Raw genomic sequence first — 22599 nt, forward strand, 5'->3', positions numbered from 1 at the left:
GCTCTAGCCTTCGCTTGGGAGATCACCAAAGCGATCTCGATATTTTTGAAGCATAGCTTCGGCTTCACTAAGTCTCTCTGTAGTTGCTTCTAACAAGTTATTGACTTCGATATAGGATTGGAACTTTGTACCGTCAGGACGATAGAGCTGTAGATGACCTGTAGATATATTAAAGCGAACATTGAGGCGTGGGCTAACCCAATCATCATTGGAGAAGATTGGCTCTAATCCATTGGTGGTGCGGAGCCAAATATCAAGTAGATTGGTCTCGGGGTCATAGAGATAATATTCTTCGACATTGTAGCGATCGAAGAAGAGAAGCTTTTTGCTCATCTCATGACGGCTATTACTAGGTGAGAGAATCTCGAAAACGACTTGAGGCGCAATATTATCCTCTTCCCATTGACGATAAGATCCCCTATCTCCTTTAGGACGACCAAATACGACCATTACATCAGGTGCAGTAACTATCGTGTTCTGCCCTTTGACAGGATACCAGAACAGATCCCCTGCTACAAATACTTGGGGATTATTGAAGTATAGCCAATCTAAGCCTTTCTTAATTTCCACGATTAGTTCAAACTGTTTGGTATTGTCAGCCATTGGTTTGCCATCACTTTCGGGATAAATAATCTCGACTTCGTTGGGGTTAGGTTTGCTCAGTTGACTGACCATTTTGTTTGGCTCCCGAACTGAAATTAGATAGTTTTGAGATATTTTGATTGTAATTGATATCATCTAAATATTTTATGAGAGTAAGCCCTGTGGGGCTTACTCTCATAAAATATTTGGAATTGATGAGGCTATTGTTTTAGCTCTGCGATCGCAAGTATGTACAATAGTAAATTATTATTTAAGATAAAGATTTTAAACATCACACATTTAGAGGACTGTTATGGCAGGTACTACTGGAGAACGCCCATTTTCCGACATTATTACTAGCGTTCGTTATTGGCTAATCCACAGCCTTACAATTCCCGCTTTATTTTTGGCAGGTTGGCTATTTGTAAGCACAGGCTTAGCTTATGACGTATTTGGCACACCACGCCCCAACGAATACTATGGTCAAGATCGTCAGACCGCTCCTCTGGTAACCGATCGCTACAATCCCTCCAAAGATATCCAAATGGGTAAATAGCGCTTAGATCAACAATATTTCGTTAATTTTGCAGCCATAAACTTAAGCGCTAAATTAACGACTCCCCATTAACGCACTCAATCAACGCATCCACTACTTAAACAACTATGGCAAGCAACAACCCTAACCAACCCATTCAATATCCTGTATTTACTTTCCGTTGGCTGGCTGTTCACGGTTTAGGGGTTCCTACCGTGTTCTTCATCGGCGCGATCGCTGCAATGCAATTCATCAGCCGCTAATCGAAATTCATTCCAGTTTTGCTTTCTTAAAAAACAAAACTTTTTACCTTTACCTTTAACCTTTCTCCTTTTACCTACCTATGGCTCCTAAAAATCCTAACAGCCAACCTGTAGAGTTGAACCGTACTTCTCTCTTCTTGGGACTACTGCTCATTTTCGTAACTGTGCTACTTTTTTCCAGCTATTTCTTTAACTAGTGTGGCTTAGGGATTAGTTAGAAAAGATTCTATTTCTTGAATAATCTCTAAATTCTCAAACTCATTTGCACTTCATTTCATAAAAACAATTTTTATCTGGAGGTTTCATTCATGCTTCAAAATGGACGTATTCCGCTTTGGTTGGTCGCAACTGTTGCTGGTACTGGTGTACTAGTTGTTGTCGGTCTTTTCTTTTATGGTTCCTATGTTGGACTTGGTTCGGCTAGCTAACTTTCCATAAAAAAAGAAGGGGCGCATTGCGCCCCTTCTTTTTTTGTTTTTTTATGAAATACCTAAAATTGCTTTTTTGTAAGCGGGGCGATCGCTAATTCGCTTCATGTAAGCATCGATCGCAGGATAGTCAGCATAGGACATTTGCAGCATCATGATCGCATAGCCCAAAATTGAACCTACGGCAACATCCGACACTGTGAAATTTTCGCCAGTAATATAATCCTGATTTTCGAGAACCTTGTTTAAGCTGCCCAGTAAACGGGGTGTTTCTTTCTCGCGACTTTCCGCAACAAAGAGTCCAGTTCCCAGTGTCGAGTTAGCAAATAAGACCCATTGAGCAGCGATCGCTCTTTCTTGTAATGTCTTCAATTGGTCATATTTTTCCGCCACATAAAGCATAATCGCACCTGATTCCCAGACGATAAAGCCATCATCATCAATCGCAGGGACTTTACCAAAGGGATTAATTGCTAAGAATTCAGGCTGTAAATGCTCACCTACTTTCATATCCAGTAACTGAAACTCATAGGGAGCTTGCAATTCTTCTAGATACCATCTGACGATTGAGGCGCGACTTCTTGCGCCACCATAGAGCTTGATCATAGTTTTTTTCTAAACACAATAAATGAGGGCGCTAAGCGACCTCATTTATATTAAGGTGCAAAGCACTTTATGTACCAATTACCAAAGCCATAAAGTTGCGCCCCCAAGGGGCGCAACTTTATGGCTTTGCTTAGCTCCTTATCTATAAATTGCGTAAAGGCGTTTCTTGTCCGTAGATGAATTTGCGTTCTAGGTTATTGCAAATTAGCCATACTGAGATCGCGATCGCCGCCGTACTAGAACCAAGCAAAATCAAGGTTAAATTAGCTGGGGCAAAAATATAACTGAGTAATGGTGTGGCTGTCCATGCGATCGCCGCGATCGCCAGACTGATTGTTTTTATCTTGCGGACATTTCGCAAAGCTTGACTGCAACTTGCACATTTAGAAGTATGCGAATGATAGCGATCTAAGAGAACTTCCTTTGCTAAAGGTGCAACTAATCTCTGATCGACAAAGGGATCGGCTTCATAACGATTGACCCATTTCCGTAATTCCGAAACATAGGTGTCGGCGGCTGTTGCCAAATAGAAAGCCTTAGCATAATTGCCATCAATTTCTGGCTGAGCGAGGGTCTGAGCTAAATAACGCTCTTGATAATGCAGAAAAATCTGGTCATCTTCTAAGATTCCATTTTGTCCAATGTGTGAATACCAACGTGGTGTAATACCAATGAAAAATCGGGGAATTGCGGAATTAAATTGGAAGGGAAATCTCGCAAACAAGCGACATTCACCTTTGCGAGTGGGTGTCGCATAGACAGCCGTGATCGTGCGACCAAATTGCTTAGACGTAAGATCATGCCACATCAACGAAGGTGCGATGAAGGTAGTGTCTTGTCTTCCTAATTTGCCTCGCCTTGGACCTTCTTCCCAAGTTCCTGTAAAACCGTGCTTATCACTTTCGAGAACTTCTAAAACCATCGGTGCAGCATTGGCGCGATTGCCTACCGATTTGTGATGAGTAAAAGGAAGATGACTCGCATCAAGGACATTTTCTAAAAGTGTGATGGCATCGTAGGGTAAGTCGCGGAAAGTGCCGAAAAGAGTCCATTTCTCAGATTCCAACGGTTCAATGATTGGAATTTTGACTTGAGGGGCATTTTCGGGCTTGCCCGCGTAAATAAATAGTAAGCCTTGACGCTCGGCGGTGGGCAAAGACTTTACACAAGCACGTTTTGAGGTGTGAGCTAGTCCGCCTTCGGGTTGTTGGGGTATGCGATCGCAATTTCCATCGCCTTTAAAAGCCCAACCGTGATAGGGACATTCTAATAAGCCATCCTCCGCAATTCTTCCTTCTGATAGAGGGACTAATCGATGGGGACAGCGATCGTCAAAAGCTTTCCATGAGTTTGTGTGTCGATCCCACCAAATTACCAAATCGCGTTCTAGCAAGGTAAATTTGGCAGGTTTAGTTTTATCTAAGTCTTCAATATAAAATACGGGATACCATACCTCTTGCCAATCAAAGCGATCAGGATCTTGTCCACCCGCAGGCAAAACTTGCGATCGCCGATCAGCCTCAGATTTGGATTTATCATCGAGATTATCTCTGAGCAAAGTGCTTGCAGTCATAGCTAATGGACTCTTCGCTTTGTAAAGTTATGTAAATAGTTTAGCTTGCGATCGCCGATCAAAGGTGACGCAAAGCGTCGCCTTTGATTATTTAATTTGCCAGCCTTTCATTTTATCGGGATTCATCAAACCGTAGGGATCGACTTGGCGCTTGAAGTTGAGCTGATCGTAATCAATGGTTTTCATGCCCCCATCTTCCAGGATATAGGTATGGGGATTGGCAATAAATACACCCTGCGACTCATGGTATTCAATGATCTCATTTAGGCGATCAACCGTCGTAAAGCGCACCACTTGAATCGCCGCAGGAATTACGACTCCATTGACCTTGATAAATTCCAAATGCATCATCACCTCATCACCGAAATGTTTATACATTTGCTGCACAAGTTCTAATTTCGGATCGTTCAGAAATAGACTTTGGAGGTAAGTCAGGGAAGCATCAGCAGCACGAGCATGTAATGTAGTGTGATTCCATGAAAACTCAACTAGACTAATCCCCTTACTCGCTTCCTGAGGGCTTTTCTCATAGCAAATCTCACCTTTGAATTCTTGAATGAGGCTTTTAAACGGTTCGCGATCGCTTTCGGCAACTAGCACTAAAGCACAATGGGAATCCGTGGGAATATAACTCTGTAAAGCTGTGAAATAATTAGAAATCGGTGCGGAATGAACACTGATCATCTTTTTGATAATGCCATCACTATTCCCCAGCGCTTGCCCAAATCTCGCCGCAGTCATGAAATCAGCGAACCTAACAACATACTCAGCCCAGCCATAGGCAGGAGCTAAGGGAACTTCTAATTCGGTAATGATGCCGTTTGTGCCATAGGCGTGAGCTACTTTTTGGACATCATCACCACGTAGTTCAATGACTCTTGGTTCATCTTCGAGGGTAACGACGCGCACGGCTCGCAAGTTGCCGCGATCGCGCAATTGCCCATACAAAACTGAGCCAATCCCACCACTTCCCCCCGCAATAAATCCGCCCACCGTCGCACTTCGTACTGTCGATGGAACCATTCGCGATTCCCAGCCAATTTCTTGAGCTTTTTTATCAAGGGTCACCATTTTTACGCCTGTTTCCACACAAGCGAGTCCTGCTTTAATCCATTTGATTTCTTGCAATCGCGAAGTTTCTAAAATCACTCCACCCATGAGGGGGGTACATTGTCCATAGTTGCCTGTGCCACTACCGCGCACTGTTAAGGGGATTTGATATTTTACGCAAGTTTTAGCGATTCTCAGTACTTCACTTTCGTTGCTAGGACGGACTACGACATCGCCGACTTTGCCAGCTAGTAATGGAATAAGAACTGGGCTAAAGTGAGCATAATCCTCTGAAAGTTTCGCAACTTGTGTGGGATTAGTAATTGTCTCAAGTCCCGATAATTCTTCTAACAGATTGTCTAAAGATATTTGCATATTTGCCGACTGTCGCTATCATCCTATTCTAGTCCTGAAAAGCTTTGCTAAAAAAACATTAGCGATCGCCCCATCGTGCAAACCACTAACAGCGATCGCCTATCCACTAAAAATTAAAACAAGGCGATCGTCTATTCATCAAAACAGAAAAACTTTAGGTGGAATGTTGAGTTTTACTGTTTTCTATATATTGGCGTAAAACACTATTAATCAGAGTTTTATATTGATCTCCTTGATTCTGAAACCATTGTTTTACATCGGGATCTAGTTGAACTAAGTTTTGAGCTTGATCTACGGGAATGCGTAAGGTTGCACGTTCAAAAAACTCATCTGTTAGTGGCGGAATATCTGAATAATCAATATCCTCATCTGACATTGCCTCCAATGCTGCCCAGTTAGTACGAGAGGTACTGTTCAAATTTTCTCTGTTCATGACGGTTGGCTCTTCTTGCAGAAATGATTCGGATGATGTTGTTTTTACGTTCTGTCCAGACTACTACCGCTATTCCAAGACCGAGAAAACCGATCCCAAACCAGCGATCTTCGCCATAATCAAAGCGATCGTCTAGTTCTATCAGCATTTCACCATCAAACATTGAGGGGACATCTGCAAAGTCAATTTCATGCTTGCGAATGTTTTCAAGATTTTTTGTTTCGTCCCACTCAAATTGCATGAAGGTTATAGCTAATCAAACTAATTGTTTTCATTATCACCTATTCCTCAAAAATAACCAGATCGCCCCATGCTTCAACTCACAAAACAGCGATCGCCTATTCATCAAAAATAAAACTAGGCGATCGCCACATCATGCAACTCACAAAACAGCGATCGCCTATTCGCTAAAATTTAAAATTAGGCTATCACCCTATTAGTCAAGTTGCCATAAGCAAAATCTAGCTACCTTTACTTCAAACAAGCAATTTTAACAAGATTCATATTAGCTAAATTACATTACATTAAAATATTGTTTGTCAGCAATAATACTGGTTTACTATTACAAACTACTGTTAATAATTCTTTCAATTATCTCCTGTTTTTGGGCAATCATCTTATCAATAAACTTGTAGAAATCTGCTTTCAAACTAGTTTCAAATGGGGATCTGATAGAAGCAAATCGACTGTTTTTTTCATACAAAGCCTCTAATTCAGATAAATGTTCTTTTAACGCTCTTCCTTTAGTAGGTTGCCTTGAATCTTCAATTCTTTTATTGATCATCGATTGCAGTTGGCTATAATTAGCCTCGGATGAGCTGTTATTGTGTCTTATATACACTGCATTAGGTCTTAATGAATCCCCCTCAGCAATAGCAAGAACTGGGATAATATTGGGATTGTAATTAACATGTAAGACTTGGAACTTCTTTCCAGTTAACTTTGAATATTCAGATTCTGAGTAGTCAAAGTCGTAAATATCATACAGTACTGATTCTGGAATATACTTTTTTACTCTGTTCTTAATCTCAGTTTTATCTATTAAATTTGCTAAGCCTTTAATATCAAATGTTTTATCTTCTTTCTCTGATACACCAAAAATAATGCAGCCTGAGTTCGTGTTAGCAAAAGCTAAAATATGTTTTGCTATAATAGTTTTTTCTTTTTCATTCCACATTTCTTTGAAGTCTAGCTCATTCTGTTCTCCTATTTGATTTTGTAATACAAGGCGCAAAGATTCGCGACTTGGATTTTCTAAAAAACGGGCAAACTCTTCCTTAAAGGCAAGTTTTGGAGGGTTGTATTGCATCATAAAATAATTCTAGTCTGTAGGGGAAATATGTCTATGAAATTGATTGTTCTCTAAAAATCATATTCTTTGTTATTTAGGTACAGTAATGATTTTTGTGTCGCAATCTATTGATAATCAACCTCTGGAATACATAACCTTTGTTTAGCGTGTTTAATCGTCATAATGCTAAGCTTATCTATCTTCAACTAATAACCTATTATCTTATAAATATCGCGTTTTTATAGGTGGATTTTGAAAGATAACAATATAAATAATATCCGCGTCTGCAAAATACCTAATCTTCATCAAGACTAATTTCCCGTTCAATAATTTCCTTAACAAACTCAGAAATCGCCTTATCTAAACTCACCGCTCTTTGCCTCAACGCCTCATAATCAGCCACCTCATCACCCTCCCACAAGAGATCAATTCGTCTCACCTGTCGCATTGCAATATGCAGATGATTTTCTGGATATGCCCAGTAACATGACAAACAAATAGACTTATCCTTAAGCTCAATCCAATTTTGGCAATGCTCACAAGCCCAAGACTTTGCTCGGTTTGCCGAACCACATAAAAGCATAAAGTTTTCAGGCGCTAAATCTGGTTCACCATCAACCTCAAAAGGGACACGATGATCGATTTGTAACTCGCGCTCATCCACTTGCTCTAAATAGATAAAACATCGACAACCATAACTCTTAATCAAATCATCCTTAATTTGCTTTGATAAACCTGTCCGACCAGACAACCTCGAAAATCTTGTCTTGCTAATATCTCCAAATCTATAGGCAGCAATCTTTCTGCCATCACTTCCGACCACCCGAAAAGTTTCTAAGGGAATACCATGCTCGCGTACATCTCTAGCAGCTCTCGGTGGATGATTATAACCATAGGTTTTCTTTAGATCCTCAGTCGTAATGAAACCATATTGGAGAATATGGTCAATCACTGCTTTGGGTCTTTTTGCAGTCACAGACTGACAAAGCAGCAAAAAATCATCGGGTAATGACTGAGAGCTATCCATTTTTTACACCAACACCAATTGTTTAGGCTGTTCGCGCCTATAGCCAGACAAATCGATCAACTTGTCCTGAATTAGATTTGGCGATAAATACAAAGACTCAATAGTTTTTTCTGCTCTACCTAATAAAGTTGACTGTGACGATCGCCCAACTTCAATTTCAATTCTTTTAAGAGCCAACCTCTCAGGTAAAATCTGACCAAAAGTCTTATTCCCTAACTTCCCATCATAACTAATTACAAACCTAATACCCCGATCATTGAGACTCTCAAGAGCGAGAACAAATTCATCAAAATCAATCCCCGATAAATATCTCGAATCCCTATTCCCACATACACCCTGATAAGGCGGATCGAGATAAACCAAATCAGTTTTCTGTACTGTTGCTAATACTTTACGATAATCCCAAGCTGTAAACTGACATTTACCTTTTAATAGGCTAGAAACCCCTGTAATATTTTTACTCATCGTTGCAGGAACTGTCCCTTTGCGTCTCTTGTCTGGACTCTGGTTAAATAGACCTTCAGAGTTGTAACGCACTGAGCCTTTGACACATCTAGCTAGTAAATATAAAAACAATCTTGGATCGTTAGTTTGATTAAATCTTGTTCTAATTGCAAAATAGTGACTAATCGAATCAGAATGCTGCTCTTCCCATATATTTGCGTAAGCATCAGCAATCTCACGCGGATTATCAATAATCAACTGGAGTAGTTCAATTAGAGGCTTATTAAGATCATTTAACCAAAATCTTTGTGTATACTGATTCGCGGAAGCCGCAATGCTAACTGATGCAGTCCCTGCAAAAGGCTCAACTAACCTATCTATTTTGTTAGGCAAGAAACCAAGAATAAATGAAGCGAGATTTCTCTTACTCCCTTGATATTGAACTGGATGCGGCAAATTAGACATCGAAGTACAAAACAATACTTGCCTAGCAGCATATCACAGAGTTTAAATTTCATTTTCAATAAAAAAGAGGGCATTATCTGCCCTCTTTTTTATTAGCTTATTTGTGGATTAGACAGAAGCCAAAAATGTTTTCTTGTATTCGACAAGTGCTTCCTTCAAGATTTTTTCTGCTTCATCAGAGAGCTTCTTCTCAGCCGTAATGATTTCACCATACCTAGGCTTGCTGGTTGCCAAGTAATTACGTAGTCCCTTGTTAAATGCACCAACTTGAGAAACTTCGAGTTCATCAAGGTAGCCATTAATCGCAGTGTAGATAATCGCTACTTGATCGCCAACAGGCAATGGCGAGTATTGAGGTTGCTTGAGGATTTCACGGAGACGCTGACCACGAGCTAGTTGAGCTTGAGTGGTTTTGTCCAAATCAGACGCGAACTGAGCGAAAGCTACGAGGTCATCGTACTGAGCTAGTTCTAGTTTGATCTTACCTGCAACCTGTTTCATTGCCTTGATTTGTGCTGCGGAACCAACGCGGGATACTGAAATACCAGGGTTGATTGCAGGACGAATACCAGCGTTGAAGAGGTCAGAAGACAAGAAGATTTGACCATCGGTAATCGAAATTACGTTGGTAGGAATATAAGCCGATACTTCACCAGCTTGGGTTTCGATGATCGGCAAGGCAGTCATCGAGCCACCACCGAGTTCATCACTCAACTTCGCAGCACGTTCGAGCAAGCGAGAGTGTAAGTAGAATACGTCTCCAGGATATGCTTCGCGACCTGGTGGACGACGGAGCAAGAGAGCCATCTGACGATAAGCTTGAGCTTGCTTGGACAAGTCATCGTATACAATCAAAGTGCCTTTGCCTTTGTACATGAAGTACTCAGCCAATGCTGCGCCAGTATAAGGAGCGAGGTATTGCAAGGTAGCAGGATCGTTGGCGCTTGCCATAACGACGATCGTGTATTCCATTGCGCCACTTTCGCGGAGCTTGTTAACAACGTTAGCAACGGTAGAAGCTTTTTGCCCGATCGCTACATATACGCAGATACAATCCAAACCTTTTTGGTTGATGATTGTGTCTACGGCAACGGAGGTCTTACCAGTTTGGCGGTCACCAATGATCAATTCGCGTTGACCACGACCAACAGGAATCATCGCGTCGATCGCGGTAATGCCAGTTTGCAGAGGTTCAAATACGGATTTACGGGCAATGATTCCAGGAGCAGGAGATTCGATTAAACGAGTTTCGGTTGCTTTGATTTCGCCTTTGCCATCGATAGGTTGAGCCAACCCGTCAACAACGCGACCAATAAATGCTTCGCCTACGGGAATCTGGGCAATGCGACCAGTTGCTTTTACCGAGCTACCTTCAGCGATTTTACGACCTTCACCCATCAACACAACACCAACGTTGTCTTCTTCAAGGTTCAGCGCAATGCCGACAGTACCATCTTCAAATTCCAGCAACTCGCCAGCCATGCACTGTTCCAAGCCGTAGACACGAGCGATACCGTCACCGACTTGCAGGACAGTACCAACGTTGGAAACTTGCAGCTCTTGGTTATAATTAGCAATTTGCTGCTTGATAATATTGCTTATTTCGTCAGGTCTGATGCTAACCATAGTTGTGTTTTACCAGTTATCAGCGATCGATTTGTTTTTAATATTTTGGGGGTTTAGCTATTAGCATTTAGCTATTAGCTTTTGGTAATTGGTGATAGGGAATTGGTGATTACTTTTTTCCCTTTTCCTTTTACCTTTTTACTTCTAAACGCCTGCGGTTAGGCTGCTTTTTAGTCGACGTAGTTGTCCACGGATGCTGGCATCTACTACTTGAGAGCCAACTTTGATGATTACACCACCGATTAAGTCGGGATTGATGGTCACGGCGAGTTCGACACTCTTTGATTTGGTCATCGCTTTGACGCGATCGCAAATAGTGTCTTCTTGCGCTCTGCTCAATTTCAATGCCGATGTAACTTCAGCAAGGGAAACTTGATCGATTACACGCAACAATGACTTGAACTCACTGATGATTTCACCGAGAAAAGCAATACGTTTGCGATCTACTAATAGAAGCAAAAAGCTTTTGGTGACAGCATCAACTTGCGAACCAAACACACTTTCTATTACGCCTTTTTTGACATTTGCGCCAATTAGGGGACTAGCAAAAAGTTGGCTTAACTCAACAGAATCACTGAGAGTGTTGCCAACAAAGCGCACATCTTTAGCGATCGCATCCAAATTATTCTGCTCCTGCGCTAAAGACATCAAAGCCTCAGCGTAGGGAGACACAACTGCTTGACTAACAGAACTAGATTTCATGTTTTCTCCTAGTCAGAACTCAAAAGGGCAATGCTACGGTCAATCAATTCAATCTGAGTGTCTTCACTCAAACCGCGATCAAAGTAAGACTGCACACTCGCAAGAGCTTTTTCGGCAACTTGCTGACGCAACTGCACGATTACACGATCTTGTTCGGTAGCAATCTCTTGATCGGCAGATTCACGCAACCGCGCAATATCTGCATCAACCGTTGCCAAAATTAAATCAGCCGCGTGTTTTGCATCAGCTTCAGCTTGTTGACGTAGGTTATCAGCTTCAGTTTTGGCTTGTGCTAATTTTCCTTGTTGTACTGCTAGCTTATCCGATGCATCCTTTTGGCGCTTTTCTGCATCAGCGATCGCCGATTGGATAGACTCCAAACGCGCTGAGAGAATTTTGCCTAAGAAACCGCGACCTGCATAGATCAAAAGACCGATAACGATCACTAAGTTGATTACGTTAGTTTCCAGAATATCGGTGTTTAGTCCGAATCCTGAATGCTCTACCGCTTCACTTGCAAGTAAGACGAAATTTCTAATCATAAACGTTATTTCTATTACTCAATGGCAAGAAGCCAGACAAGAACTATCTAGGAATATAAAGACTAAAACTAGGATCTTACTAAGTTACCTAGCAGCTTTTCTAGAACTTGGCGACTGAGAGACTCCACTTCCGCATCCAAAGATGCAGTAGCATCCTGCTTTTGCTTGTCGATTTCTGCTTTTGCGCTTGCAACTTTGGCTTGCGCCTCAGCAACAGCAGCATCAATACGTTCTTTACGAATCTTGTTTGCGTCCGCTTGAGCGGTAGCCAAAATGTTTTGAGTCGCTTTACGAGCAGCAGCAAGCTCTTGCTCATATTGCTTAACAACTAGTTCTGACTTTTCGAGGCGCTCTTTTGCTCCGATAATTTGGTCTCTAACATAATCATCGCGATCGTCGATCGCTTTGGTTAGAGGCTTAAAGAAAATAACGTTGAGAAGCGCTACGAAAACAATAAACTGCACCGCCATAATTGGAAGCGTGGCATTGATATCAAACAAGCCGCCTTTATGTTCTACTGCTTCCGCAGCCATGAGAACAGTTGAAAAAAGGTTCCAAATTGTCATAGTTATATTGCTGAAACAGCACTCTTTCTAGTGCGATTACGAATTGCAATCACCAAAGGCGATTATCTAGATTTACAAAGAAGCTAAGGATGATCCACAATTACAGGATGGCTATACTTAGCTTCTTTGTGATGCTAGAGCTATTAGGCGAAGGGGTTAGCAAATAGCAATACGAGGGCAACAACCAGACCGTAAATAGTAAGAGCTTCCATGAAAGCCAAGCTCAACAATAGTGTGCCACGGATTTTGCCTTCAGCTTCAGGCTGACGAGCAATACCTTCTACAGCACGGCTTGCTGCTGTACCTTGACCAATACCAGGTCCAACTGCACCAAGACCAACGGCGATACTAGCGGCGATTACGGATGCTGAGGCTACTAATGGATCAATCACGTTCTTTTTCCTTTCTTAGATTATTGTTATTGGTTTACATATATGGGAAGTAAACTTCCCGAATCAATCGCTTGAATCAATTATTTTGAAGTAAATGAACTTAATGTTCATGTCCTTCATCACCATGTCCTTCCATCGCTTCACCGATGTATGACGCTGCCAGCGTAGAAAAAATCAATGCTTGGATGGCACTGGTAAATAATCCCAGAATCATCAATGGCAGAGGCACAAACAAAGGCACGAGGAGAACCATGACCCCCACAACCAGCTCATCCGCAAGGATGTTTCCGAAAAGACGGAAGCTTAGCGAAAGGGGTTTTGTGAAATCTTCAAGAACCCATAAAGGAAGGAGAAACGGAGAGGCTTGGACATATCTAGTGAAGTATTCCAAACCACGCTTGCTCAATCCAGCATAGAAATAGGCTAGGGAGACTAATAATGCTAGGGCGATCGTGGTATTGATGTCGCTTGTCGGGGCAGCAAGTTCGCCCTCTGGCAATTCGATCAATTTCCAAGGAACTAGCGCTCCTAACCAGTTTGATACGAAGATAAACAAGAATAGACTACCAACAAATGGCACCCATTCTCTATAGTGCTTTTCGCCAATCTGGTCTTTAGCGATGCCCTGAACGTATTCCAGAGCATATTCCATGAAATTTTGAAAACCTGCGGGAACACGCTGGTCAGCTTTAGCGGTGCTAGCTCCAATAAGTCCAGCAACTAGTACTGCACCCATTACAACCCAGCTCACGATTAATACTTGACCATGTACCGTAAAGTTACCGAACTGCCAATAAAAGTGTTTGCCCACTTCTAGCGCGGCAAGACTGGTTTGATGGCTCATTGCATAGCCAAAAGATACTGGATCAATCATGTTCGATATGTTACAACCTGTAGGAGGTCAAATCAGCGAGAATGGAACCCATTGCTCAAATCTTGAGCAAGAATCACTAAAACAGCTACTTTATAGGTCATAAAGCCGAAGAATGCGGGCAGAATTTCCAATTGATCTGATTTGGCAGCGATCGCAATCAGAATTACAAATAAACCAAGGCGAGAAAAACCGAGACGGTTGGACTCACCACCCAATCGGTCTACGCTCTTGGTCAGCATTCTGAAATAAACCGCGCCAACCACTGCCCCAACAGCATAACTGAGAGCGATCGTCCATCCATACCAAAACCACACTACTAAGCCAATAATGACTCCAGAAGCGAGCGTAAGTACTAACAGCTTAAATTTGAGGCGGTTGTACTCTTCCATGCCATCAGATACTGATGTGGATGAGGTTTCTACAACCGTCTGCGAAACTGTACTGTTTTTTGCGGGAATGATCTTCACTGTTGACTTTTGGTGGCTGCTTTTTAGCGAAATTTGCTGATTATTTGAGTGATTTGAGTGAAGAACTGTTACTGAGGATAGTAACGAAAATGGGTGTCCAAAAACTTGGATGTAGCTGCCTACACCGTTGCTAAGCATATCACGCAAGATGTCACATTTGCTTTACAACTCTTCAACAAATAGGTATGGCGCTTTGAACTGAATTAAAACCTAAAGAAATTTTTGAAATCGCGGCGAAGCCGCGATTTCAAAAATTTCTTTGTACCGCCTAAAGCCTCAATAGGCTGTGTGTGGCAGCAGAAATCACACTCCTATACTTTTTGGCGGATACTTTTAATAGGTATTTCGTCTATGGTGGGGTGTTACCATAGCAAAAAGTTTTAGACGAATGCTTAAAAAATTAAATTAAAAACTTAAATTAAATCTTTAATTTTAAATTTATTTTTTAGAACTAAGTGGTCACCTAAAACTCATTACTTTTTGTGAGCATCCAGAATTTGCAACCTATGTCCACATCTTTCGCTAAGCCTCGCCCGTTTCAGTTTGCTTTCCCAGCCGCAGTTGCTTCTCTGATCTCTGCTGCTTTGCTGTCTCTAGGAGCGATCGCGCCAAATTCTGCTTCAGCAGAACAACTTCTAGCCCAGTCCGTCGCTTCTCCCCAAGCTCAGCCTGTAGAGCCGACTAAGCCCAATTCTCTTGAGAGTAGTGTGTTTAGTATTTCGGGTGGACAGCGATTGATGTCGGAGTCGATGACCGCAATTAGTCAGCAAAATTACGATCAAGCTGTCACTAAGTTGCAAGATGCCCGTCAAGTGTTTAACCAGTTATCAAATTTTTATCAAGAGTTAACAACGAGTTTTTCAGGAATTGACAATCGCATTTCTGATAGCCATCGTCGTAAGGCTCTACAAACTGCTCAGTTACGTGATGAGGCGACCTATCAGCTTGCTGTGGTCTATCGGGCTAAAAATCAGCCTGAACTAGCCGTACCTTTGCTAATTCAGTTGATTCGTAGCCAAGCCCCTACTCGCGATTTGGGTTCACAAGCTTATCAGCAATTATTTGAGCTAGGTTTTGTGGACGCTGCTTTTGTGCGCCCCAACGCGGCTGCACCTAAGTAACTCCTAATCTGATCTGATAGTGCGGCGCGAAGCGCCGCACTATCTTTTAAAGCGTTATGTTTTGGGATAAAAAGCCTCGCGTCGCGAGGCTTTTTTATATGGATTTTGCCCACCAAGCTAAGCCGTAGCGCTGATTTAAGTTATTTGTTTGGGGTGATTTAAATACAACTCTGAGTTTGTATTTGCCTGTGGCGGGGATTTTTATGAAAATATGCTGTAAGTTGTCAATTTGACTTACCGATGACCAGATATTTTGAGAAATATCGGTATCGCGCGATCGCATTAAGTACAACTCAATTTTATTAAAACCTTGGTCGGTAAAGCCTTCGCCAATATCAAATAATCCATTACCATTTTTGTCATTAAGCTTGACTTGACGATCCCAAGTTAAGGTTGCTGAGATAAAGCTATCAGCAACTAGCGGATCGCTAAAAACATATTCTTGGTATTTATCAACTTCGACAATATTTGTATCCCAGCCGATCGCCGAAATATTGCCTGATCCATTGATCGGAGATTGCTGTCCTGCTTGATATTGCTGAAACGCTCGATAGGCATTGAGTTGTCCTGCGCCAAGACTCCGACTGAGGGGGATTTCTCGATTAGGATAGGCTTCAGTGTCGATCCATGTTTTACCAAACGCATCGAGAATGGTCTTAGACATACCAAGGATTTTGCCATCACCGCGATCTTGGATCTTGTCAACAGAGTTAATTAATACTGCTTTGATTAACTCATGGCGACGTGCGTCAATGCTCCATTTGCCGCTTGCAATTTGACGATTAGCATATTCATGTAATAGGGCGATCGCTCCGACAACGTGGGGGGTAGCAAAACTGGAACCATTGGCATTTTTGAATTTACCCTGCAAAGTTGGCAGTTGTAGGTTATTGCCGGGGGCTAGAATCGCCATCGATCTTCTGCCATCAATGGGGCTTTCCACTCCTGCTGTCCATTTCTGATCTTTATTGAGGTCGCTAAAGACTTCACCTTGATCGTACTTGCCATTACTGTTGCGATCGAGATATGGCTCATCAATCAGATTGCCGCGATCGAGTTGGCGATAAATGCCATTAACTTCACGAGTAAACCCAACTGTAAATCCGTTGTAAAGATCGGTAGGAATGGGGATACCTCCTTTGCCTTGGTTCCCAGCCACAACAGGCAAAGTGTTATAGGTAGCTGCTACCCAATCAACACATAGGGTTAGTAAAGCACCACCATCGAGTGTTGCCTTGGGGCGAGGGTCTTCACTGAGGAGTTCACCAAAGCTAAAATTAATGGCGCGAACGGTGCTGTTATATTGTCGAGCGACATGTTGAGCGGCAATGCAGGCTTCAGGTTGTCCATCTTGGCGGCGTTGGGAATATGCCGAAGATAGTAATCTAGCCCCTGGGGCAACACCGCGCCGAATTTTATGTTGGCTAATGATTACTGCGGCAACTTGGGCGGAGTGATCATCGACATTGCGATTGGGGATTGCTTTACCATCACGAAAAAAGACTTCGTAGGGCTGAACAATTATGCGGTCAAGTTGTAAAAGTTTATTGGAAATTTTATCTACAGCAAAACGACTAGGGCGACTTAGCTCAACTTGTCCAATAAATATGTCTTTGCCAGTCAAGTTATAGGGTGGTTTTTGTAAAGTACGTGCGTCAATGCCTTGCCGATCTGATGACTTGTCTAGCGCCCAACCTGTGGAGCCAATAGACAGGCTGATCAAAATCGCACCGACAAACCAACCTGACCTACGCATTTTTATCTTCCTCATTGCCTATAAGATTTTGCGCCAAAATTACCGCCAAATATTACTAGGATAGCCAAAAACTTCTAGTAATGTTGGTGTTATTACCTTCCCATCAAATAATATCAATTCCTGAAAGTGGGGCAATACTTTTGGGGGGTAAAAACTAATCTCAGCAAAGGTTTTAAAATCACAAAACTGTGTACTCATTTTGTGATTTGGTATAAATTATTCGCTTTATTTTGCCAAATGGCGATCGCTATTTTCACTAGAATATAAGTCCCATCCTGAAAAGCGGCGCAAAGCCCTAACTTTCACGTTGAGGACTAATACCAATACACAAAAGTGTGGCAACACTTCTGTGTATTAAAAAGCAAACCCAGTAAGGGTTTTAAAAACACAAAATGGCATAGCCATTTTGTGTTTAGGTATAAAAGGTATTTTGGCGGTTGAATCTAGGGGCTGAATACGAGAATATGCGTGCATAATTATCTATACATGCTTACTTAGGATTCAGCAATTTAATAAAAACCACGATTTTTTATAGTGAGGCTTTGCCGCGCTATAAAATAGATTCCTTAATTTTATGGCGAAGACTTTAATTAATTTCACCTTTGGCAGACAGTCTGAAAATTTATGACAAAAACTTGGGCGATCGCGATAGCTGCAATTTCTTTCTTTGGTATTAGCACCGCAGCCTATGGCGATGCCAAAATGTCACAGCGAGCCAATGATTTAGAAATAGATCGGCAAGTGATCGAGAGTAGTCCTGTATTACAGCGTTGGTTAGAGCAACCACCTAATCTTTTAGAAGATATTTATAATATTCCTAGCTTTAATACCAAGCTGCGAGTTGGACTTACCTCACGCGATAATTCTTTGGGTGTTGAGGCGGGAGTTGAGGATCTTTTTGTGGGGCGATCTCCTTTGACTATCAGTGGTAGCTATCAAACCGAGTTTAGTGGTCGTGAAAGTGAACTTCACGCAAATATTCGTTACTATGTTCTGCCATTAGGTTCCTATTGGAATGTTTCGCCAATTGTCGGATATCGTCAATTTAATCAACTAGATCGTCCCCAAATTTCAGGATTAGATTTGGGATTACAGGGGATTTTAGTTTTATCACCCCAAAGTTCGGATTTGCGACTGAGCCATACTTTTACATCTCCCAGTGGCAATCTGGAGATGAGTACGACGACATTCTCTTCTAGTTATGCCATTACGAATAATTTGCGCTTAGGGACAAAAATTGAATGGCGGCGATCGCCTTTAATCTATGACAGCCGTGTGGGCTTTTTATTGGAACTAGCGCTTTAAAACCATTATTGTGACGCAGCGAAGCCGCGCCACAATAATGGTTCGTGACGCGGCTTCGCTGCGCCACAATAATGGTTCGTGACGCGGCTTCGCTGCGCCACAATAATGGTGAAGACTATTGCAGTTTGGTGACAGGATGATTAGTTAATAATTGGCGTTGAGTGAGTAGATCGATCGCTGTTACCAATAACTCGCGTTTTTCACTAATGCTAAATAAAACCTTGAGCCGATCGCAGTCGGGCTGACCAAGAGGATCGAGTACAGCGATCGCCTGTGGCATTCCTGCCCCATTAGCATCAGATTGTAATGGCTGAAAAGTTTCTCTGGCTTTTTGATCGAACTGCATCACAAGGCGATCGCCATCAAAACTGACTTCTGCTGCACCTGTGGGACGACTTTCGAGTTCGCCAATGGTAAGCGCAATCTCAGGCTGATCAGGTTGAGTCGCTCTGAGTAATAACTCTACGGGGCGGCGAGTCGGATAAACTTGACCACGCCGAAATAGTGGCTGATATTTCCATTGCTCTACAGCACGATCCCAATAGCGGATTGCATAGGAATGGAAGAGATAGTCCTGAAGGCTTACACCTTGACTGAGCATCAAAGCTCCATGGGCGATCGCTTCAAATGGTTGATGGCTATAGACTTTCCCCATTTTAAAATAGTCTTCGACAAACGAAACCACCGATGGAATCAATGTACAACCACCAACTAAGAGAATATGTTTAATATCACCTTTGAGAATTCCTTTATTAAAAGCGCGATTGATTAATTCATCGATCGCTGATTGGAGAACCCGATAAAAACCCTTATAGTCTAGTATCTTTTCTAATTGCTGACGAGTATAGGTAATTTCAGTAGTAGATTGCGTAGTTAGATCAAAAAAGATTTCGGAAGCAGTTTCTACTTCCGAAAGGTTAATCTTAATTCGTTCCATTAAAAATTTAAGAACACTCAGATTATGTGTTTTACTTCTATTATTGCTGTCTTCACATCCTTCTAAATAATCTTGGACTAACCATTGATCGATATCTTCACCACCAATTGTATATCCAGTTTTTGCAATTACCTCTGCTTGATGTTCTGTCCATTCACTGCGATTGACTCCGATTTGCTCTCCCCACTTTGCGACATTTTCACTCTTAGGCAGCCGCACCAGTGATAAATCCAATGTACCGCCCCCAAAATCAATGACTAACACTAAAGCACTAGGTGCGATCGCTCCATAACCAAGCGCCGCCGCCGTTGGTTCATCAATAATCCGAATCCGAGGTGACTGCAAGGTCGGTAAATTTGGCGCGAATATTGCATTACTAGATTCCTCTAGCCATCGTAAATATTTTTCGTAGGATTGCACAGGTGCAGTCAAGATGATTTCCGAAGGGAAGATTTGTTGCGATCGCAGTTCCTTAGATATTTCACGCAAAAATTGACTGCCCAACCATTCAGGTGTCACTTTCACGCCATCAAGCTTAGGGACATAATTTACATTTGCCACTAACCGCCGCTTGATTTGATTAAATAATCTTGGTTGAGCGCGATCTTTGCCTTGATCGATAACGCGCTGACCGATTTCAACTATTTCTGCTTGGGCATTCTGCACATATATCAACGAAGGTACAAGCCCATTTAAAGGCACAGGACGATTAAGTCCCTCAAAAATCATCGTTTCAGGCTGATCTGTAGCAATATTCCATCGTGCAATCAAGGTGTTGCTACTACCAAAGTCAATCGCGATCGCATTTATCATCTCTATCTATTTAGGATTGCTAATATTATCAGCACTGAATTATCAGCACTGAAGATTACAGTATTAATTTTTTGTGCGCGTTTATACCAATCAAGTGTGATCAATTCGGTATCTTTTTTAGCCATTTGATAAATATATCTTGAGTATGATTGTAAAAACCTGACAATACTCTCTAAAAATAATCATGAGCGGAAACGAGTCACGCATTCAAGCTATTTATCAGATCACCAATCGTGAACCACAGCCCAAAAAGGCTCCAAAGCGATTGGAAGAGATGTGGGCAACCGATGTGTTTACTCTGAGCAAAATGCAAGAATGTCTACCTAAGACAGTCTTCAAATCGATCAAGAAAACTATTCAAACTGGCGAACCTCTTGATAGCTCAGTAGCTGACGCGATCGCACTAGCAATGAAAGACTGGGCTATCTCTAAAGGCGCATTGTATTACGCCCACGTCTTTTATCCTTTGACCAACGCTACAGCCGAAAAGCATGATGGCTTTATCTCAGTTCAAAGCGACGGTTCGGCGATCTCAGAATTTGCTGGCAAGTTATTAGTACAAGGTGAACCAGACGGATCTTCGTTCCCCAATGGTGGTATTCGTTCCACCTTTGAAGCACGCGGTTACACAGCATGGGATGTAACTAGCCCCGCTTACATCATGGAAACCGACAACGGTTCTACTCTATGTATTCCTACCGTTTTCGTGTCTTGGACTGGCGAAGCTCTGGATAAGAAAACCCCATTGTTGCGCTCCAATGCTGCTATGAACAAAGCTGCTACCAAAGTCTTAAAACTTTTGGGTGAAAAAGAAGTTGCTCCTGTTAACTCTAGCTGTGGCGCTGAACAAGAATATTTCTTAGTAGATTCTAACTTTGCCAATGCACGTCCCGATTTGCTACTAGCAGGTCGCACCCTATTTGGTAAACCATCGGCAAAGGGTCAACAATTTGATGACCACTACTTTGGTGCAATTCCAGAACGAGTCCAAGTCTTCATGCAAGATGTGGAAGAGCGTTTGTATCGTCTCGGCATTCCTGCTAAGACCCGCCACAACGAAGTTGCTCCTGGTCAATTTGAAATTGCCCCATATTTTGAAGCCGCTAACGTAGCAACCGATCACCAACAAATGATCATGACCATGCTTCGTTTCACCGCGAAGAAACATGGATTTGTCTGTTTGCTCCATGAAAAGCCTTTTGCAGGCATCAATGGATCAGGTAAGCACGTCAACTGGTCAGTTGGTAATGCGACCCAAGGTAACTTGCTCGATCCAGGTGACACTCCTCACTCCAACGCCCAGTTCTTGGTTTTCTGTGGTGCGATTATTCGTGGTGTTCACACCTATGGTCCTCTGTTGCGCTCAGTTGTGGCAACTGCAAGCAATGATCACCGTCTTGGTGCAAACGAAGCTCCTCCAGCGATTATCTCAGTTTATCTTGGTTCACAACTTGAGGATGTATTTGAGCAAATCCGTCAAGGTGAACTAAAGAGTTCGACTGGTAAAGGCTTGATGAATATCGGTGTAGACACTCTGCCAGTCTTGCCGACTGACCCAGGCGATCGCAACCGTACATCACCTTTTGCTTTTACTGGCAACCGCTTTGAGTTCCGTGCTGTTGGTTCAGGACAATCTGTAGCTGGTCCTCTTGTTGCCATGAACACGATTTTGGCAGACTCCCTCAACTGGATGGCTGACAAGCTAGAGGGCGAACTTGCTAAAGGTGCTGATCTGAGTACTGCTATTTCTACGGTTCTCAAGGAAGTCATGGAACTTCATGGAGCAGTAGTTTTCAATGGCAATGGATATTCTGAAGAATGGCATAAACTTGCTGTTGAACGTGGCTTAGCCAACCTTCGCACTACTGCTGATGCTCTACCTGTTCTGAAGGAATCTTATATCGAAGAATTGTTCAGCAAGATGGGAGTTCTGTCTCCTGTTGAGCTAGCTAGCCGCTTTGAAACCTATGCAGAGCAGTATATTCTCTCGATTGAAGTGGAAGCTAAGCTCGTTGTCAGCATGGTAAAAACCATGATTTACCCTGCGGCAACCCGCTATCTTGCAGATCTCAGCAATACTTCACTTAGCTTGAAAGAAATTGGTGTGGACTTTGACAAGGAAAGCATCGAAAAAGTCGCTTCCTTGACCAAGCTAGCGATGGATGGAGTCAGCAAGCTCAGTGATGCTTTAGCAAAACACGATTTTGATTCTATTGAAGATCACATGCAGTATCTTTCTAAGACTGTACGTCCCCTAATGGATGGCATTCGTGGTTATGTCGATGCATTAGAAGGTGAAGTTGCTGATGACCTATGGCCATTGCCAACTTATCAAGAAATGCTTTTCATTAAGTAATTTCCACATACAAAACGGCTATGCCGTTTTGTATGTTTAAAATCCAAAAGATAATGGCGGCACTTAGTGC

At 42.3% G+C, this 22599-nt stretch carries 26 protein-coding genes; 8 read left to right on the plus strand and 18 right to left on the minus strand.

From position 1 onward, the window contains the following. Nucleotides 1-3: 3 nt before the first annotated feature. Nucleotides 4-675: a Uma2 family endonuclease gene (locus tag H6G05_RS02990; protein WP_190576188.1), complete on the minus strand. Its 672-nt coding sequence runs from the start codon at nt 673-675 to the stop codon at nt 4-6. Between the two features lie 220 nt (nt 676-895). Between H6G05_RS02990 and psbE the strand changes: the two genes are divergently transcribed. The 4 genes from psbE to H6G05_RS03010 all read left to right on the plus strand — a co-directional run bounded on the left by psbE (nt 896) and on the right by H6G05_RS03010 (nt 1808). Further along, the gene (psbE, locus tag H6G05_RS02995) at nt 896-1138 is read left to right on the plus strand and encodes a cytochrome b559 subunit alpha (protein WP_094534731.1); all 243 of its coding nucleotides are present in this window, start codon (nt 896-898) and stop codon (nt 1136-1138) included. Between the two features lie 107 nt (nt 1139-1245). Beyond that, nucleotides 1246-1380: a cytochrome b559 subunit beta gene (gene psbF, locus H6G05_RS03000; protein ID WP_094534729.1), complete on the plus strand. Its 135-nt coding sequence runs from the start codon at nt 1246-1248 to the stop codon at nt 1378-1380. 80 nt (nt 1381-1460) lie between these two features. After that, the gene (locus tag H6G05_RS03005) at nt 1461-1577 is read left to right on the plus strand and encodes a photosystem II reaction center protein L (protein WP_071590099.1); all 117 of its coding nucleotides are present in this window, start codon (nt 1461-1463) and stop codon (nt 1575-1577) included. 111 nt (nt 1578-1688) lie between these two features. Further along, on the plus strand, nt 1689-1808 hold the full coding sequence (locus H6G05_RS03010) for a photosystem II reaction center protein J (protein WP_009625496.1): 120 nt from the start codon (nt 1689-1691) through the stop codon (nt 1806-1808). A gap of 51 nt (nt 1809-1859) precedes the next feature. Here the strand turns inward: H6G05_RS03010 and H6G05_RS03015 are convergent, their stop codons facing one another. The 5 genes from H6G05_RS03015 to H6G05_RS03035 all read right to left on the minus strand — a co-directional run bounded on the left by H6G05_RS03015 (nt 1860) and on the right by H6G05_RS03035 (nt 6086). Further along, nucleotides 1860-2414 carry a glutathione S-transferase family protein gene (locus H6G05_RS03015; protein ID WP_190576190.1) on the minus strand — a complete coding sequence of 185 codons (555 nt, stop codon included), beginning with the start codon at nt 2412-2414 and terminating at the stop codon, nt 1860-1862. Between the two features lie 142 nt (nt 2415-2556). Further along, nucleotides 2557-3987 carry an aromatic ring-hydroxylating dioxygenase subunit alpha gene (locus H6G05_RS03020; RefSeq protein ID WP_190576192.1) on the minus strand — a complete coding sequence of 477 codons (1431 nt, stop codon included), beginning with the start codon at nt 3985-3987 and terminating at the stop codon, nt 2557-2559. A gap of 87 nt (nt 3988-4074) precedes the next feature. Further along, nucleotides 4075-5412 carry an FAD-binding oxidoreductase gene (locus H6G05_RS03025; RefSeq protein ID WP_190576194.1) on the minus strand — a complete coding sequence of 446 codons (1338 nt, stop codon included), beginning with the start codon at nt 5410-5412 and terminating at the stop codon, nt 4075-4077. Nucleotides 5413-5566: 154 nt separating this feature from the next. Then, on the minus strand, nt 5567-5830 hold the full coding sequence (locus H6G05_RS03030) for a BrnA antitoxin family protein (protein ID WP_242025203.1): 264 nt from the start codon (nt 5828-5830) through the stop codon (nt 5567-5569). After that, nucleotides 5808-6086, minus strand: a complete 279-nt coding sequence (locus H6G05_RS03035; RefSeq protein ID WP_126386019.1) for a BrnT family toxin — start codon at nt 6084-6086, stop codon at nt 5808-5810. The genes H6G05_RS03030 and H6G05_RS03035 overlap by 23 nt, the downstream gene beginning before the upstream one ends. On the opposite strand from H6G05_RS03035, the gene H6G05_RS03040 reads away from it, so the two are divergent. Further along, the gene (locus H6G05_RS03040; protein ID WP_190576198.1) at nt 6085-6285 is read left to right on the plus strand and encodes a hypothetical protein; all 201 of its coding nucleotides are present in this window, start codon (nt 6085-6087) and stop codon (nt 6283-6285) included. The two genes, H6G05_RS03035 and H6G05_RS03040, sit on opposite strands and share 2 nt — an antisense overlap. Before the next feature lie 122 nt (nt 6286-6407). On the opposite strand, the gene H6G05_RS03045 is transcribed toward H6G05_RS03040, so the two are convergent. The 10 genes from H6G05_RS03045 to H6G05_RS25205 all read right to left on the minus strand — a co-directional run bounded on the left by H6G05_RS03045 (nt 6408) and on the right by H6G05_RS25205 (nt 14241). Then, complete coding sequence (locus tag H6G05_RS03045) at nt 6408-7157, minus strand: AlbA family DNA-binding domain-containing protein (RefSeq protein WP_190576200.1); 750 nt, start codon at nt 7155-7157, stop codon at nt 6408-6410. A 274-nt stretch (nt 7158-7431) separates the two neighbouring features. Beyond that, nucleotides 7432-8163 (minus strand): HNH endonuclease signature motif containing protein, encoded by a 732-nt coding sequence (locus tag H6G05_RS03050; RefSeq protein WP_190576202.1) that lies wholly within the window; start codon nt 8161-8163, stop codon nt 7432-7434. A gap of 3 nt (nt 8164-8166) precedes the next feature. Continuing rightward, nucleotides 8167-9072 carry a DNA adenine methylase gene (locus H6G05_RS03055; RefSeq protein WP_190576204.1) on the minus strand — a complete coding sequence of 302 codons (906 nt, stop codon included), beginning with the start codon at nt 9070-9072 and terminating at the stop codon, nt 8167-8169. A gap of 108 nt (nt 9073-9180) precedes the next feature. Beyond that, nucleotides 9181-10698 carry a F0F1 ATP synthase subunit alpha gene (atpA, locus tag H6G05_RS03060; RefSeq protein WP_190576206.1) on the minus strand — a complete coding sequence of 506 codons (1518 nt, stop codon included), beginning with the start codon at nt 10696-10698 and terminating at the stop codon, nt 9181-9183. A gap of 144 nt (nt 10699-10842) precedes the next feature. Further along, nucleotides 10843-11400, minus strand: coding sequence for an ATP synthase F1 subunit delta (gene atpH, locus H6G05_RS03065; protein ID WP_190576208.1), 558 nt, complete (start codon nt 11398-11400; stop codon nt 10843-10845). A gap of 8 nt (nt 11401-11408) precedes the next feature. After that, entirely contained in the window at nt 11409-11942 is a 534-nt protein-coding gene (locus H6G05_RS03070; RefSeq protein WP_190576209.1) for a F0F1 ATP synthase subunit B, read from the minus strand. 68 nt (nt 11943-12010) lie between these two features. Further along, nucleotides 12011-12508, minus strand: a complete 498-nt coding sequence (locus H6G05_RS03075) for a F0F1 ATP synthase subunit B' (protein ID WP_190576211.1) — start codon at nt 12506-12508, stop codon at nt 12011-12013. A gap of 143 nt (nt 12509-12651) precedes the next feature. Then, the gene (gene atpE, locus H6G05_RS03080) at nt 12652-12897 is read right to left on the minus strand and encodes an ATP synthase F0 subunit C (RefSeq protein ID WP_094535410.1); all 246 of its coding nucleotides are present in this window, start codon (nt 12895-12897) and stop codon (nt 12652-12654) included. Nucleotides 12898-13000: 103 nt separating this feature from the next. Continuing rightward, the gene (gene atpB / locus H6G05_RS03085; protein ID WP_094535394.1) at nt 13001-13774 is read right to left on the minus strand and encodes a F0F1 ATP synthase subunit A; all 774 of its coding nucleotides are present in this window, start codon (nt 13772-13774) and stop codon (nt 13001-13003) included. A 32-nt stretch (nt 13775-13806) separates the two neighbouring features. After that, on the minus strand, nt 13807-14241 hold the full coding sequence (locus H6G05_RS25205; protein ID WP_190576212.1) for an ATP synthase subunit I: 435 nt from the start codon (nt 14239-14241) through the stop codon (nt 13807-13809). A 506-nt stretch (nt 14242-14747) separates the two neighbouring features. On the opposite strand from H6G05_RS25205, the gene H6G05_RS03095 reads away from it, so the two are divergent. After that, nucleotides 14748-15362, plus strand: a complete 615-nt coding sequence (locus H6G05_RS03095) for a hypothetical protein (RefSeq protein ID WP_190576213.1) — start codon at nt 14748-14750, stop codon at nt 15360-15362. A 94-nt stretch (nt 15363-15456) separates the two neighbouring features. Here the strand turns inward: H6G05_RS03095 and H6G05_RS03100 are convergent, their stop codons facing one another. After that, nucleotides 15457-17118 (minus strand): S8 family serine peptidase, encoded by a 1662-nt coding sequence (locus H6G05_RS03100; RefSeq protein WP_190576215.1) that lies wholly within the window; start codon nt 17116-17118, stop codon nt 15457-15459. Between the two features lie 624 nt (nt 17119-17742). Here H6G05_RS03100 and H6G05_RS03105 point away from each other — a divergent pair. Continuing rightward, on the plus strand, nt 17743-18423 hold the full coding sequence (locus H6G05_RS03105; RefSeq protein WP_190576218.1) for a hypothetical protein: 681 nt from the start codon (nt 17743-17745) through the stop codon (nt 18421-18423). A gap of 115 nt (nt 18424-18538) precedes the next feature. Here the strand turns inward: H6G05_RS03105 and H6G05_RS03110 are convergent, their stop codons facing one another. Beyond that, on the minus strand, nt 18539-20173 hold the full coding sequence (locus tag H6G05_RS03110) for an Hsp70 family protein (RefSeq protein WP_199310292.1): 1635 nt from the start codon (nt 20171-20173) through the stop codon (nt 18539-18541). A 184-nt stretch (nt 20174-20357) separates the two neighbouring features. On the opposite strand from H6G05_RS03110, the gene H6G05_RS03115 reads away from it, so the two are divergent. Next, a complete protein-coding gene (locus H6G05_RS03115; RefSeq protein WP_190576220.1) occupies nt 20358-22529 on the plus strand; it encodes a glutamine synthetase III family protein in 2172 nt (723 codons plus the stop codon). The last annotated feature ends 70 nt before the right edge of the window (nt 22530-22599 follow it).

The sequence above is a fragment of the Phormidium tenue FACHB-1050 genome (assembly GCF_014696925.1).
Classification (GTDB): Bacteria; Cyanobacteriota; Cyanobacteriia; order Pseudanabaenales; family Pseudanabaenaceae; genus Pseudanabaena.

Excerpts from the sequence above, each read along its gene's own strand:
- H6G05_RS03075 (WP_190576211.1), bottom strand. The coding sequence starts at position 12,508 with ATGACAATTTGGAACCTTTTTTCAACTGTTCTCATGGCTGCGGAAGCA.
- H6G05_RS03040 (WP_190576198.1), top strand. The coding sequence starts at position 6,085 with ATGAAGGTTATAGCTAATCAAACTAATTGTTTTCATTATCACCTATTC.
- H6G05_RS03050 (WP_190576202.1), bottom strand. The coding sequence starts at position 8,163 with ATGGATAGCTCTCAGTCATTACCCGATGATTTTTTGCTGCTTTGTCAG.
- H6G05_RS03055 (WP_190576204.1), bottom strand. The coding sequence starts at position 9,072 with ATGTCTAATTTGCCGCATCCAGTTCAATATCAAGGGAGTAAGAGAAAT.
- H6G05_RS03070 (WP_190576209.1), bottom strand. The coding sequence starts at position 11,942 with ATGATTAGAAATTTCGTCTTACTTGCAAGTGAAGCGGTAGAGCATTCA.
- H6G05_RS03015 (WP_190576190.1), bottom strand. The coding sequence starts at position 2,414 with ATGATCAAGCTCTATGGTGGCGCAAGAAGTCGCGCCTCAATCGTCAGA.
- H6G05_RS03045 (WP_190576200.1), bottom strand. The coding sequence starts at position 7,157 with ATGATGCAATACAACCCTCCAAAACTTGCCTTTAAGGAAGAGTTTGCC.
- H6G05_RS03115 (WP_190576220.1), top strand. The coding sequence starts at position 20,358 with ATGAGCGGAAACGAGTCACGCATTCAAGCTATTTATCAGATCACCAAT.
- H6G05_RS03100 (WP_190576215.1), bottom strand. The coding sequence starts at position 17,118 with ATGCGTAGGTCAGGTTGGTTTGTCGGTGCGATTTTGATCAGCCTGTCT.
- H6G05_RS03035 (WP_126386019.1), bottom strand. The coding sequence starts at position 6,086 with ATGCAATTTGAGTGGGACGAAACAAAAAATCTTGAAAACATTCGCAAG.
- H6G05_RS03025 (WP_190576194.1), bottom strand. The coding sequence starts at position 5,412 with ATGCAAATATCTTTAGACAATCTGTTAGAAGAATTATCGGGACTTGAG.
- H6G05_RS03005 (WP_071590099.1), top strand. The coding sequence starts at position 1,461 with ATGGCTCCTAAAAATCCTAACAGCCAACCTGTAGAGTTGAACCGTACT.
- psbF (WP_094534729.1), top strand. The coding sequence starts at position 1,246 with ATGGCAAGCAACAACCCTAACCAACCCATTCAATATCCTGTATTTACT.
- H6G05_RS02990 (WP_190576188.1), bottom strand. The coding sequence starts at position 675 with ATGGTCAGTCAACTGAGCAAACCTAACCCCAACGAAGTCGAGATTATT.
- H6G05_RS03110 (WP_199310292.1), bottom strand. The coding sequence starts at position 20,173 with ATGATAAATGCGATCGCGATTGACTTTGGTAGTAGCAACACCTTGATT.
- H6G05_RS03105 (WP_190576218.1), top strand. The coding sequence starts at position 17,743 with ATGACAAAAACTTGGGCGATCGCGATAGCTGCAATTTCTTTCTTTGGT.
- atpB (WP_094535394.1), bottom strand. The coding sequence starts at position 13,774 with ATGATTGATCCAGTATCTTTTGGCTATGCAATGAGCCATCAAACCAGT.
- atpH (WP_190576208.1), bottom strand. The coding sequence starts at position 11,400 with ATGAAATCTAGTTCTGTTAGTCAAGCAGTTGTGTCTCCCTACGCTGAG.
- H6G05_RS03010 (WP_009625496.1), top strand. The coding sequence starts at position 1,689 with ATGCTTCAAAATGGACGTATTCCGCTTTGGTTGGTCGCAACTGTTGCT.
- psbE (WP_094534731.1), top strand. The coding sequence starts at position 896 with ATGGCAGGTACTACTGGAGAACGCCCATTTTCCGACATTATTACTAGC.
- atpA (WP_190576206.1), bottom strand. The coding sequence starts at position 10,698 with ATGGTTAGCATCAGACCTGACGAAATAAGCAATATTATCAAGCAGCAA.
- H6G05_RS03020 (WP_190576192.1), bottom strand. The coding sequence starts at position 3,987 with ATGACTGCAAGCACTTTGCTCAGAGATAATCTCGATGATAAATCCAAA.
- H6G05_RS03095 (WP_190576213.1), top strand. The coding sequence starts at position 14,748 with ATGTCCACATCTTTCGCTAAGCCTCGCCCGTTTCAGTTTGCTTTCCCA.